Origin of the sequence: Lacihabitans sp. LS3-19 (genome assembly GCF_024343575.1) — a bacterium.
In the GTDB taxonomy this organism is placed as follows: domain Bacteria; phylum Bacteroidota; class Bacteroidia; order Cytophagales; family Spirosomataceae; genus Leadbetterella.
In genome coordinates this window covers 542,995-556,175 of sequence record NZ_RJUA01000001.1, presented here as the reverse complement: position 1 = coordinate 556,175, position 13,181 = coordinate 542,995, and the positions used below count along the sequence as shown (strand labels likewise).

At 34.4% G+C, this 13,181-nt stretch carries 14 protein-coding genes; 8 read left to right on the top strand and 6 right to left on the bottom strand.

Features of this window, described 5'->3' with window-relative positions; genetic code table 11:
- Positions 1–76: 76 nt before the first annotated feature.
- Entirely contained in the window at positions 77–1,750 is a 1,674-nt protein-coding gene (locus tag EGI22_RS02185; RefSeq protein ID WP_255066010.1) for a hypothetical protein, read from the bottom strand.
- 303 nt (positions 1,751–2,053) lie between these two features.
- Between EGI22_RS02185 and EGI22_RS02180 the strand changes: the two genes are divergently transcribed.
- Both EGI22_RS02180 and EGI22_RS02175 read left to right on the top strand, forming a co-directional pair.
- Positions 2,054–2,233 (top strand): hypothetical protein, encoded by a 180-nt coding sequence (locus tag EGI22_RS02180; RefSeq protein ID WP_255066009.1) that lies wholly within the window; start codon positions 2,054–2,056, stop codon positions 2,231–2,233.
- A gap of 55 nt (positions 2,234–2,288) precedes the next feature.
- A complete protein-coding gene (locus tag EGI22_RS02175; protein WP_255066008.1) occupies positions 2,289–2,933 on the top strand; it encodes a hypothetical protein in 645 nt (214 codons plus the stop codon).
- 3 nt (positions 2,934–2,936) lie between these two features.
- Here EGI22_RS02175 and EGI22_RS02170 read toward each other — a convergent pair whose 3' ends face one another.
- The gene (locus tag EGI22_RS02170) at positions 2,937–3,551 is read right to left on the bottom strand and encodes a MarR family winged helix-turn-helix transcriptional regulator (protein WP_255066007.1); all 615 of its coding nucleotides are present in this window, start codon (positions 3,549–3,551) and stop codon (positions 2,937–2,939) included.
- A gap of 137 nt (positions 3,552–3,688) precedes the next feature.
- On the opposite strand from EGI22_RS02170, the gene EGI22_RS02165 reads away from it, so the two are divergent.
- The 6 genes from EGI22_RS02165 to EGI22_RS02140 all read left to right on the top strand — a co-directional run bounded on the left by EGI22_RS02165 (position 3,689) and on the right by EGI22_RS02140 (position 9,102).
- The gene (locus EGI22_RS02165) at positions 3,689–4,378 is read left to right on the top strand and encodes an ABC transporter ATP-binding protein (RefSeq protein WP_255066006.1); all 690 of its coding nucleotides are present in this window, start codon (positions 3,689–3,691) and stop codon (positions 4,376–4,378) included.
- Positions 4,371–5,339: an HlyD family secretion protein gene (locus tag EGI22_RS02160; protein WP_255066005.1), complete on the top strand. Its 969-nt coding sequence runs from the start codon at positions 4,371–4,373 to the stop codon at positions 5,337–5,339. Before EGI22_RS02165 ends, EGI22_RS02160 begins: the two co-directional genes overlap by 8 nt.
- 4 nt (positions 5,340–5,343) lie before the next feature.
- Positions 5,344–6,459, top strand: coding sequence for an ABC transporter permease (locus EGI22_RS02155; protein WP_255066004.1), 1,116 nt, complete (start codon positions 5,344–5,346; stop codon positions 6,457–6,459).
- Between the two features lie 288 nt (positions 6,460–6,747).
- The gene (locus tag EGI22_RS02150; protein WP_255066003.1) at positions 6,748–8,058 is read left to right on the top strand and encodes a TolC family protein; all 1,311 of its coding nucleotides are present in this window, start codon (positions 6,748–6,750) and stop codon (positions 8,056–8,058) included.
- Between the two features lie 229 nt (positions 8,059–8,287).
- Positions 8,288–8,413: a hypothetical protein gene (locus EGI22_RS02145; protein ID WP_255066002.1), complete on the top strand. Its 126-nt coding sequence runs from the start codon at positions 8,288–8,290 to the stop codon at positions 8,411–8,413.
- A 5-nt stretch (positions 8,414–8,418) separates the two neighbouring features.
- Positions 8,419–9,102 (top strand): hypothetical protein, encoded by a 684-nt coding sequence (locus tag EGI22_RS02140; RefSeq protein ID WP_255066001.1) that lies wholly within the window; start codon positions 8,419–8,421, stop codon positions 9,100–9,102.
- A gap of 282 nt (positions 9,103–9,384) precedes the next feature.
- Here EGI22_RS02140 and EGI22_RS02135 read toward each other — a convergent pair whose 3' ends face one another.
- The 4 genes from EGI22_RS02135 to EGI22_RS02120 all read right to left on the bottom strand — a co-directional run bounded on the left by EGI22_RS02135 (position 9,385) and on the right by EGI22_RS02120 (position 13,145).
- Complete coding sequence (locus EGI22_RS02135; RefSeq protein ID WP_255066000.1) at positions 9,385–10,428, bottom strand: Fic family protein; 1,044 nt, start codon at positions 10,426–10,428, stop codon at positions 9,385–9,387.
- Positions 10,429–10,628: 200 nt separating this feature from the next.
- A complete protein-coding gene (locus EGI22_RS02130; RefSeq protein ID WP_255065999.1) occupies positions 10,629–11,696 on the bottom strand; it encodes a DUF2971 domain-containing protein in 1,068 nt (355 codons plus the stop codon).
- 53 nt (positions 11,697–11,749) lie between these two features.
- A complete protein-coding gene (locus EGI22_RS02125) occupies positions 11,750–12,760 on the bottom strand; it encodes a type II toxin-antitoxin system antitoxin SocA domain-containing protein (RefSeq protein WP_255065998.1) in 1,011 nt (336 codons plus the stop codon).
- 37 nt (positions 12,761–12,797) lie between these two features.
- Entirely contained in the window at positions 12,798–13,145 is a 348-nt protein-coding gene (locus tag EGI22_RS02120) for a hypothetical protein (RefSeq protein ID WP_255065996.1), read from the bottom strand.
- Positions 13,146–13,181: the final 36 nt, after the last annotated feature.

Genomic DNA, 13,181 nt, shown 5'->3' with positions numbered 1-13,181 from the left:
TTTATAGCAATAGCTAAAGCTAATTCTATTAACAAAGAAAAACAGCCTATTTATATTGAGTTTTACTTTATGGGTCTTATTCTAAGTGCTTACCTATCGTGTCTAAAACACTTGTGTCTATTTTTCCATCGGGACTTTTAGTTGGTACAATCGGGTTGCCACTTTCTAAAACCTCGTTCGCCGCATACCAAAGTATAGCTGGGACTTTATTTGGATGTTCATTTATAAATGTTTTCATCAATTCCAGCTTTTCTTCCAATTGTGGCAAGGTAGCTTTCGGAATTACCTGACCATCTTTTTGAATTATTGAACTTCTTTGATAAAGATTCTCAAATCCAGTAGAAAGAACAGGAATAAGATTTACAAAAGAATCCTTAAACTGGTTCATAAAAATATTACGTGCTTTTACTTCAGCTTTTATCATCATATCTGCATCACCAGAACCCATACTTAGGGTATATGAACTTGCAGCATTGGCATTATACTTTTGATAATCAGCAAAATCTCCTGGATAGCCACCTATAGAGAAGTAAACCACATAGATATCTCCGCCACCCTTCGCTCTCATATAACTTCTGTATTTCTCTAAGTCACCAATGTCATCTATCGTAAAATACAAAACAGGTTTGTTATCAATCTTAAACCAATAGTCTTTCAACATCAAATCTGTGATATAATTTATCTCTGTTTCGCTTCTGTTTGGTGCTACCATAAAAGTCATTTTCATGTTTCTTTTATGTTCTGAAGCCACAAACATCAGACGTGCTTCACTTAAAGGGCTATTGTCATTGTAGTAATTAAAACAAAGAAAATCTATGCCCGCTTCATCATAATATTGAATTTCTCTGTCTGCATCATCTTGACTTTTGTCGTATTTTACGGTTACTTCTTTTTCGACTTCGTCGTAGATATTCTGTCCTGATGCCTGATCCCATCTTACGTTATATCTAATCTTAATTTTTTCAGGATCATGGTATTGACCATAAAAAGGAACTACATTAAACTGGTCTCTCCACTCTGATGCCACCAATCTGGTTTCTGATACATAGTTTATCAATGGATCGTATTTCGGATTTTCGTCGTTCCAATAATCACGGTAGTAAACATCCCACATAATCATACCTACAGGTATCTTGATTTTTTCAATAAACGGTGGTTCTACTATAACAGTGTCTAATACAGTTGTATCTGGTACTACTTCAATAACTGTGGTGTCTACCACTATAGTATCTGGGTCCACTGGGTCAATAACTATAATTATTTTACTGTAAACGCCTTCAGCGTTTTTGGTGTAACCATTCTCTTCCCACCAAGCAATCTCCCATTTAGCAGGCAGGTCTCCAGTTTTAGAAGCTTTTAAACCTCCAGACTTTGTCACCTCGTTTGCCAACCTTGCACTATTGAAAAGTTTATCAATTTGGACATTCGGGTCGTATACAAAATTCCTACCTCTGATTACATAATAAGATCTTTGCTTATCTGTTTGCAACAACCAAAAAGTATTGTTTGTTTTTTTGATAACTAGCACACTGCCAGGCACTAAAGTATAAGTACCTATTTCTTCTTCGTCTTCATTTGCCAAAACAGAAAATGAAGTTCTTGAAAACTTTAAATAGGCTGCACCATAAGGGTTAATACCTACAGGAGATGCCGACTTTGTAGGCGAAAAGATTGCTTCAGATCCCATGGTTTTCGAAGTAAAAACACAGGTGTAAACAAAAATTAGGAAAAACAATCTCGAAAGATTCATGAAAATATTTATTTAATAATCAGGAAAAACAAATTGTAAAGTCTATAAAAAGAAATAAAAAAACACGTTTTTTCCAATAAATGGAATTTCAGTTCAAACCACGATTACTTATTAAACGGTATTATTTCTGAAAAGGGTGTCTCAAAAACTTTGCCAATTTTCTAAAGTGTTTTAAATTTTTGATTAAATAACTGATAAAGAACGAAATAAATGATACCTAATCTCCGAAATTTTGATGTGAAAATTTAAATCTTTAAAATTTAATCAATACTTTAGGAGCAAAGAACTTAACCCTATAAAATAATGAAAAACAGAAGATTAGTAATGCTAGCCGTGTTATTGTTACTTTCCATTACCACATTTACACGCATTGAAGGAAATGATGGTATTCGAACAATTCAGTTTCTCTCAATTTTCGCAATTGGAGCTATTACTTCGCTTATCATTAGAGAAGTAGCTGAGAAAATAAAAGCCGGAAAATAATTTTTCTTTTGTAGAGTGCTTTTTATTTTTGTTGAAAATCCAGAATTCAATAAAAATGAAGAAAATCCTGCTTTTAATATTTCTATCTCTTAACCTATTAGCACAAAACAGAAAAGGTCAAAACGAAATAGCTTTGCCTCTTCATCCTTGGATAGCACTAACGGGCAGCTTTTATGGCGACTTCGAACATTTTCATTCTCCCAGAAGATCCACAACCATTAGAATCGGCCATCAAGGTGATAGTTTTTTGATTTCTTATTTTTCCAACCGGCATTTTCAAGGCAATAGACTTGACCTAGGACAAAGGTGGTACCTGAATGGAGAGACTGCAAAATCAGCTAGGTTTTTTGCAGGAATAAACGCGACTTTTGAACTTTCAAAGCTGACAATAAATGACAGAGGCTTCAACTTGCCACTAGATTCAATACAAACTAAAGGTCTGAGTTTTGCACCTGAAATAAATGGTGGAATGAAATTAGTGATTCTCAAACATTTTACAATTTCGCCGAGTCTAGGCTTTAGATATTATTTCAACACCATGAAGCCCGAAAACCTCACTAAAAATCCCTCCTATTGGGCTTATGATAATTGGGTCAACAGTAAACTAACTTGGCAAGAAAACAGAGAAGAAATTTATTTAAAAAACTTCCGAAAAGGTTTGACTATCGTACCTTATCTACATTTTGGGTGGATTTTCTGAAAGTCAACTTTGACTCACCAAAGTTTTATAAGCCACCTCTAAACTAGCATTTCTGACATTAAGATAGTGTGTTTTATGAAAATCATTAAGACGATTTAATAACTCTATCAAAAGTGCTTTTTCTGACTCAAGCAATTGATTAAAAGCCATATCTGATATTTTTTCCATCCACGGAAGGCTTTTTCCTAGTATTTCAATTCCGGCTGAAGTAATTTGAATGCGTTTAGATCGCTTGTCCAATTCGTCTGCAAATTCATGAACAAAACCCGATTTAACCAAGCGTTTGATTACGTCAATGCCAGACGGAAACTCCGAAATCATGTCATAAATCAGTTCACTTTTCTTTGGGGTTCCCATTTCTCGGAGTCTCATCAAATACACCCAATCTTCAATATTATTCAATGAAAATTTCTCCAAGGCTTTTTTTGAATAAAAACCTGCATATTTAGAAAGTTTTCCAGTCAAGCTAGCCAATTGACCATTCACGGATATAAAACTAGGTTTCTTTTCTTGGTAATCTTTCAATATAAAATCCATACAGAAGTCTTTAATCTCTGCCTCAGGATTTTTGGCTTCAAAATCAGCCCAAAGGTTTACCAATTGTACAAGTTTATTCACAACACTGTTCGATTGTTATTATTTTAAACAAAACTAACACTTATTCTGTTTTCATATTAAATTATGATAAAAATTTATAAATATCAATTTATTTTATAAATAATAAATTATATTTACTACGTTTTCATACAAAAATAATGATAGCGGAACTAAAAAACGTAAGCAAAGAATATAAAACTGGCGACCAAACCATAGTTGCACTTCAGCCCACCAACGTAAAAATAAATGAAGGTGAATTGGTGTTAATTATTGGTCCTTCTGGTTCTGGCAAAACCACTTTGCTTTCTTTGATCGGTTGTGTGATTTACCCAAGCAAAGGCGACCTCTACGTAGACGGCAATCATGTAAATACCATGAGTGAAAAAAAACTGGCCAAACTCAGGTTAAACAACATAGGTTTTGTTTTTCAAAACTTCAATCTTTTGGCTCCGCTCAATTCTCTCGAAAATGTGGCCATGCCTTTGCAATTATTGGGATTGTCTGCAACAGAAACCAACAAAAGAGCTAAAGCGGCCTTGAAAATGGTGGATATGAGCGACAGAGAAAAGAGTTTACCCAAGGAGCTTTCGGGAGGACAACAACAGCGGGTAGCCATAGCTAGGGCTTTGGTAAGCAATCCGAAAATCATATTGTGTGACGAACCTACTGCATCGCTCGACAAAGGCTCGCTAGGCGTGGTAATGGAAGAACTCCAACAACTGGCCCGAAAAGGAAAAGCCGTAGCAGTAGTCACCCACGACCCAAGACTAAGAAAATATGCCGACAGAGTGCTGGAGGTGGAAAATGGAATAGTAACAGAAGTTAAAGATTTTTTGAAAAATGAATAAGAAACTACTTTCGATTAGTATAATATCGGGCTTTATTTTGGCCTTGGCTATGTCTTCTTGTGGCAACAGCAAGAAGGAAAAAGCAGCCGCTGTTGCGGATTCTTTGGCCAAAGCCACGCCTTTAGAAATAAACAAAGTAATGGGCATAGCTATAATAGAACCCGCAGAACAGATTGCCAACTTGGCGTCGGAAAGCAATGGTGTTATAGAAAAAATAAATGTAAAAGCAGGAGAAAGTGTGTCGGCTGGCCAAACAATTTTAAGTTTAAACAATGACCTAGAACTGGCCCAAATACAGCAAGCTAAAAGCAAAATAGGTACACAAAAACAAGTGATTGCAGCCGCAGAAGCAAATTTGTCGCAATTGAAAACCCAAATAGAAAAAGCCAGGCGAGATTTGAACCGTGACCAGGGATTGTTTGATGGAAAAGCCCTTACGCAAGAAACCCTAGATAACTCAAAATATACCATTGAAAATCTAGAAAAGCAGATGGCGAGCCAAAGAGTAGCCATAGAACAGCAAAAAGCCAAAATTTCGGAGATCAATGCCGATATAAAATATTATCAAACCTTGCTTTCGAAAAAAGTCGTAAAAGCTCCACAGGCTGGTGTTTTATTATCCTTAAATGTACACCTAGGTGAGTTTTTGGCTACCAGCCAAAGCATTGCAGATTTTGCTCCAAACGGCCCTACTATAGCTCTTACCGAAATAGACGAGCTTTTTGCTTCAAAAGTAAAAGTGGGGCAAAAAGCCGAAATAAAAAATCAGGGAAGTGGAGACGTGATAGCAACCGGAACGGTGATTTTAACTTCACCTTATTTACGGAAAAAGTCATTGTTTTCTGAAAACTCAAGTAATCTGGAAGATCGACGTGTACGCGAAGTGCGTGTTCAACTTGATGATGCCTCAAAGGTGATTTTGGGTGCTCGTGTGGAATGTTGGATAGATACCAAAAACTAAGACGATGTTTAAAACCGCCATTCGATTTTTGATGTTTGACAAAGCCAAGACTTTCGGAGCCTTGTTTGGTATCATTATATCCACGTTTTTAGTTGGGCAAAATGTCGGCATCTTTATTTTTTTGAGCAATGCCATGAAGGCAATTGTGGCCAATAATACGCAATACATTTGGGTAATTGACGACAAAACCCAAAATGCAACCCAGCTTTCAGCACTTGACATGCGTATCAACCGTGAAATAAAAAGTATTGATGGAGTTTTCAACTCTTATCCTATGGTAGTCTCGGCTGGAGCGGCAAAGTTTAGCAATGGAAAAACCTCCGGATTGGTACTAGTGGGCACTCAGGCACCAGAGTTTGCTGGAATTTGGGGTTTGTATACTGCCAAAAAAATGGATTTATTGCCAGAAGGTGCTGTTGTCACAGAACTATTTGACTCCAAAACTTTGGGCGGATTAAAAGTGGGCGACTATTTCGAAATAAACGGCAAGAAAGTTTATAATGCAGGCCTAACCAAAGGCGTAAGAGGATTCGGCGGGGTTTATGGATTTACAACCATAGAACGTGCGAGATATTTGACCAATTATTCGGTAAACAAAGCCAATGCGTTCTTGGTAAAATGGAAAACAGGTGCCGACAAACAAAAAATTATTAGTGAAATAAACGCAAATATTCCAGGTATACGAGCTTGGGATGGGAACGAATTGGCGAATGCTACGCTAATGGAAGTGCTGAAAACCAACGGGATAGCTACTTCATTTGGGAGTTTAATAGGCTTCGCTATACTTTCTGGATTTGTCATAATTGGCTTGACGCTCTTTTCGGCAGCAGTAGACAGAATGAAAGACTACGGTACACTTAAAGCCATAGGAGCTACGAATGGCTACATCACCAAATTAATTGTTTTGCAAGCCGTTTTGGTAGCTATTTTTGGATTCATAATTGGCCGATTGATGGTGCAGGGCTTCAAAGCTGGTATAGCTAGTTCGGGTACAATTTTCCAGTTTCCGTTTTATATAGAAGTGGCTTTGTTTCTTGTAATTCTGATAATTTCGGTTGGGGGAAGTTTGTTTGCAGTACGAAAAATCAACTCGCTAGAGCCTGCTGCTGTGTTTAGATGAAAAAATATAAAATTTGAATTTAATAAATGAATTGGTTCCTTAAAATCATAAAATAGTCCGTTCTAAAAAATTGACATGGTGAATATTTAAATTTTAAAAAATGCTATCAATTTTTTAGAGAGGATCATTATTTTTTGACTGTTTTTTGAAGGTCGGCCGTTGCCGTTACTTTTTTTCGAAAAAAAGTAACTCCGCCTGAAAGGCAACACAAAGAGAATAAACACTTTAAACAAAAATCTGTGGTTTAATCTTTTTAAATAAAATTTTGATGAATATGAAAGTATTAAAATGAAAACCTTAATAAAAATTTTACTTCTACTGCAAATTCCAGTTTTTGGTATTACCCAAACATTTACCCTCGAAAACGCTTTAAACGAAGGGCTAAAAAATCGCATTGAAATCAAAAACCAAAAGCTTTTGAGCGAAATAGCCAAGCGTCAAAATGCCAAAATAGCTGCACAATGGTTGCCCCAAATAAGTGGCTCTGTAGATAAGAGATGGAATACCCAATTGCAAACAACGATTTTGCCTTTTGATATTACAGGTCAAAATCCCGACGGAAGCTCAAAAGTGAAATTTGGCGTGCCCTTTAACAATCTCGTCGGACTACAAGCTGACCAAAAAATATTTGACGCCAATAAAAAAATTGATATTGCCATAAATGAAAATACGATTACACAAAGAGAAATCGATTTAGAAAAACAAACAGTTGCCATAAAACAAGCAGTTTCTGAAGCCTATTATGCGGTAATATTGCAACAAGAGCAGCGAAAACTTAATCAGGAAGCTTATGATAGAACAATAAAAGCCAAAGAAAATGCCCGCACAAAATACCAAATGGGCACGCTTCTCGAAAACGACTACAACAGATTCATTCTTGATGAAAACAATGCAAAAATCTCCATCGAAAAATCAAATCTGGAAGTAGAACTGGCCCTCAGCACTTTGAAATACCAAATGGGTTTGCCAGAAACCGCCAAAATAGAAGTACAAGAAGACTTAAATACCATCTTAGCAAAAACCTCCAAATCTTATGATTTACAATACGAAAACCGTCCAGAAATAAAAGCTGAGGAAACGGCTCTTAAACTAAATGCCCTGAATGTAAACAAACAAATGGCCAAAAACAAAGCTACAATTTCGGCCTATGGCAATTATTCACTCCTGCAACTCAACACTAAGTTCAATCCATTTTCGGCTAATACCTGGTTTCCGTACAATTACGTAGGTATCAAACTCAACTTGCCGATTTTCAACGGAAAACAAAGCAGTCTTAACGCCACAGATTTTAAAATACAGCAAGAGATAAACCAAAACAACCTCCAAAAACTTAGGGCTGATTTTGAACAAGAAACTATCACCAGCACCAAACAAATGGTACAAGCCAAACTTGACCTAGAACAAACCCAAAAGAACATCCAACTCGCACAAAGCATTTATGGTATTGATAAGTTCCGTTTCGAAAGTGGCGTATTGGTACTCTCAGACCTCAAAAACTCCGAATACAGCCTCAAACAAGCTGAAAGCAATTATCTAAACGCCATTTATTCCTTCCTTTTGGCGGAGCTGAAGTATAAGAAGGCTACGGGGAATTTGTAGAGTTGAGAAATAATTTACAAATTTAGATCTTAAAAGAATAGGAATAAGTTTTCAGGACTTATTCCTATTTTTGTTTTTAATTGAAAATCGAACTTTTAAAGGATTTTTGTAAAAAAACAATTACTAGCCTCAAAATTAAAATCAATTTTAAAAATTATTTTTATCTTAGAAAAAAGAAACTTGAACACTAAATTTTAATAACTCAACTTTGACAAAAAATTAAATCAATATGAAAATTCTTAAGACCAAGAAGCAAGAAAATCATAGATTTTTGGATGAGGCTGGTGATACAAATTTTTCGGCAAGAAAAAGAAAGTTATCCTCGGAGAGGATGGCGTTTCCAAATGTTTCATAATTGGAATGGTTAAATTTAAAGAACCGCTAGAACAAGTAAGAAATAATGTAAAAGAACTTCAAATAGAAATCCAGAACAATCCTTTTTTTGAAACCTCAAGTTTATTGAAGAAGAAAAATTCAAAGGGAGGTTACTACCTTCATGCCACTGACGATATTCCAGAAGTAAGGTTAAAAATGTTTGAACTAATTTCTACTATAAAGTGCTCATTTGAAGCAGTAGTGGGCAGAAAAAACACCGAGAGATATATTGAGAGGCATAAAGGTAAAGAGGAGTATTTTTATGCGGATATGTTATCTCACCTACTAAAAAACAAGCTTTCAAAATCTGAGAAAATAGTCATGCATATTTCTGAAAGAGGCAAAAGTACAAAAAACCTAAATCTAGAATTAGCTTACAAAAAAGCACTGCAAAGGTTTAAAAAGAAAGGCGGTGAAGAAAATGAGGAGAACAAAATCGTATTCAATGTAAATGTACCTACATCCGAACCATTACTAAATGTTGCAGATTACTTTTGCTGGAGTATCCAAAGACTGTTTGAAAAAGGAGAGGTTAGATATTACAATCTGCTTAAAGACAAAATTTCTCTTGTTGTTGATATCTATGATTCAGCCAACTATGAAAATTACAGAAACTACTATGGCCCTAAAAATGAACTTAAAAAGGAGAATAAAATTCCTGAAATTTGAGCAAAAAAAATAAGCCCACAAATACACTAATCTCGAAATTTTATCGAGAAACGACATGGAGTCGACGTTCATGCACAGCAGACTTACGATACAAAAGTACAAATATTATTAATTACAACCAAATATAGAAGTCACTAATTATTAAGTGCTTATAAATCATTTAACTAAGAATTGTTAAAATTCATATTTATGTACGACGAACAATAATTCTACAAAGTAAATTGGAACTTATTCCTTCATGCAAAGCTGAAGTATAAGAAGGCTACGGGGAATTTGTAAGTCTTAGAAATACGTTTTCACCGCAAATTCGTATTGGTCGATGAAGATTTGTTTCATCGGTTGTACATTATTTTGTTCATAAAATACGAGCATAGCTTTCTTGTATTCTAAAGAATCAACAGTCCTAAAGGATGTAGGGCAATATTTGTTAGCAATCAGAATAGCATTGCTAACGATACGGGCAGTACGTTTATTCCCGTCTACAAAAGGCTGGATATAAGAAAGTAATACCAAAGCAAGGAAAGATTTTTCAAATATAGATTCCTTTTTATTGATCAATTTACACATTTCATACAAAGCATCTTTAATCTGAAACTCGTTGTCAATGGGCATGTAATTAGTTCCCGAAATTCCAACTTTCCCTATTCGGATGTTTCTTTCTATCCCTAATTCTTTTATCAGAATGCTATGGATGTCTTCGATTCTGCTTAAAGAAAGTGGACTCAGATAATCGGTATGCTCCAAGATAAAATCAATAGCATCTTTGTGGTTGAGGAGCATCACGGCGTCATCTTTGGTTTTGCCTTTTGCCGTTAACTTTTCTTTTAAAAGCAATTCGGTTTCAAGCAAAGAGTACGTATTTCCTTCAATTTGAGACGATTTCCAACTTAAATCAATGACCAGTCGCTCCATTTCTTTGTTATACTCAAAGGCGGATAGTTTGCCGATATTTTCTAGAAATTGACCTTGAAGCTTTTCAAGTTTTTCAAGTTCAGCCTCTGTAAACAGATTTACCTTGCTGAGCGTTTCGGGCATAAGTTCAAAATCAAAACTGTCTTTTATTTTTCTTTGATCAACTTCTTTTCCAAAATAAATTTCTAGATCAACAGGATAAAAAAGCTGATAAGACTTTGAAAAAGAATATGTAGTGGCTTTTCCGACGCCATTTACTTCAATAAGTTTTTCTGCAGCGAGTTGCGAGAGCAATCTTTTTAGTGTAGCATAGCTAATGGGCAGATTGATTTTGTCAAAAATGTCTTTTGAAGAAAGCCCCTGATTTTCTTTCAGAAATCCTATCACCTCAGACGCATATTTGCCCTTTATCATATTTGTAGCTCAAAATATTGTCAAATTTAGCTTATTTTTTGATATTTTGAGCTTGAAATCGAAATATTTTGAGCTTGAAGTTGACTTGTGGCTCAAGTATTTTGAAAATATAGCTTAAAATGTAGGAATTTTGAAATTTATTTGGATTAAGAATTATGATTTATTTTCAATAAGGATTAATTATTAATTGTATTACTTAATTATTCAAACTTATCTTTTTTCCAATTTAAACCACCATATTGTTTATACTGATAATCCTGAAGAGGATACCATTGTATTAAATCTTCTTCAAAAGCGTTGGAACAAGCAATAAAATGGTCTGCATAAAATAAATATTGGTCTCTATTTAAGGGATAAACTCCAATCAGTTTTAAGACTTTTTCAGAATCAAATAAATTTATAGTACTTATTTTAGTGGCAAAATTTTCTCTAAAAGCCTTTAGAAAGTAATTAATTTCGACAATATTTAAAAGAGGTGTTTTTACATATACATAATAATTCTCAACCATTTGATTATGATTGGTTTTCAATATTTGAAAGGAATATTTGTCTATCGAGTTTACAATATTTCGTTTATTTTCATGTATTAGCTGCCATTTAAACATATAAGAATTTTTTTCTTTAAATGACTTGTAAAATTTAATATTCCTATTATCTAATGCTTCGATAAGCCTATTTTGATATGAATCTGGCATATTCACTCCAAAAAATATTGACGATAGTGCTGATGAATGATAATTTTTTAAAGACGAATTATTATAAATCAACCTTATCTCTTTTTCATATTCCCAATCTTTAGATTTAGTAGCAAACAATTTTATCGAAAATGTCTTTTGATTTAAAATATCATCAATTTTTAGTTCTGGTGTTTTTTCTAAATATTCTACTTGAAATAAATCTTCGAATGAATTTTCAAAACCACCTAACTTTAATTTATCAATATTATATTCCAAGCAATAACCTTTTCCACCACTAGCATAATGTGACCATAACAATTTGTGTGAATTCGTCTTTGATAATGAATAAATTCCAATTTTAGATTTAAATGCTAAGAGACTATATAAAGCCTCTTTGACATTTTCCCCACCACCATTTCCCATAAGGTTAAAAAAATCTAATGATTTTTCGAGCTTTTCTATAATTACAGACGCTTCAAATGGGTCATTTAAATCTTCAATCTTCGAAGCGAAAATTTGATTATTAATAATACTATTAAAATCTCTTTCAAATTCTTCACTACCCAAGCCTCTAAATTTATATCCTTTCATACTTTTTTGATATCATTATCTTAGCTTTTCTATAACTACTTGTATCCAATTGTTTAATTCAATTCAAACCCCCACCGATAGCTAATCAAACCTTTGGAAGGATAATTTTCAATCCAAGCTTTTTCTTGGTGACTGCGGGCTATGAGGTCTTGGGTTTTTAGTATTGCAAGAGTTTCTGCCACAGTTCTTAAAGTATTGAGTTCAATTTCAGTAAAGAGATCTTTGTCGAAGATTTGACCGTTTTTCGGCAAAAACTGCTCCCCTATTCCGCCATTTTCAAAACTCGTACTTTTTATTTCTACCAGATTTTGGTTAGACATATATTCAAAAATACTACTGAAATTATTAGGCACCGGACCCATCTCTATAGCTCGGTATTTTACGCCACTCATAGAAAAACCCGTAAGAGCAAATGTCTGAAAATCAGCGTAAAAAAGCAGTTTGTTGAGCTGAGTTTTCCAAGGTTTTAGTTTTTCTGCAAAATATATCACCATGTGGGCGAGTTTTTGCATATTAGGCCTTTGATAACCAGTGTATTCGTTGGGCAAGTCGGTATTGAATAAGTAGTGTTCCAATCCTGCTTCCTCTGCTTGGTCAGTGGTCAAAAGCTTGTCAATTTTCTGCAGCAAAGTTTCCTTTGCCTTTGGCTCTAATGCGTCGGAGATTTCTACCAAAGACCTGAATTTTAATGGATCTGAGGCCATTTGAATCAACTTCCCATTAGACAAACTTGGCACTTCTCCTGCTTCATATTGCCTGAAGCCATTTACGCCAAAACCCAGTATGTCAGACATCTTGCTGGCAGAAAGACCGTATTTTTGACGGGTCTTCAATACTTCAGCCGGAAAAGGCAAACGATGTTTTTCTCTGTATAAATTATACACCTGAATTTGGTTCAATTCGTCCAATTCAGAGTTTGTAAATTCCTGCAATTCACCATTTGGCAATTTGTCTTCAAAATAATGATAAACTATTTCGAATGTTTCTTTTCTAAAACTCAACTGAGCAGATCGGGTTTTTACATTCAAAATATTATCTGAAAAGGGGCTATTTATTTTTCTCATTTTGTCTAATTGTTATTTAATTTTTATTTTTTGTGGATTACTTAAAAGGATATTTCATGGGAAATTCTGCTATGTGAAAAGAAATGCAAATGGTGCTTTTGTTTGGAAGTCCCATAGAAATTTTTATATATACTTCTTTGTTTTTCAATGTTTTACCAAATACCCAAAGGTCGTTCCCTACAAAATTCTGGTCAGGAATAGGCCCCTCACTATAATCTTCCACTTTTAAGTTTTCAATTACTTTTCTCCTTTCCAATGGCTTAATTTCCAAATCAAGCAATGTTTGAAGATTCTTATTTCTGCTGTCCAAAAAGATGATGTCGTAGATTCTTAATTTCAATTTAAAATCATGTAGAAACTGTTCGACGGATTCTCTCAAAGTCATGTCAATAATTTTAAAATACAAATTTAATGCCTTTTT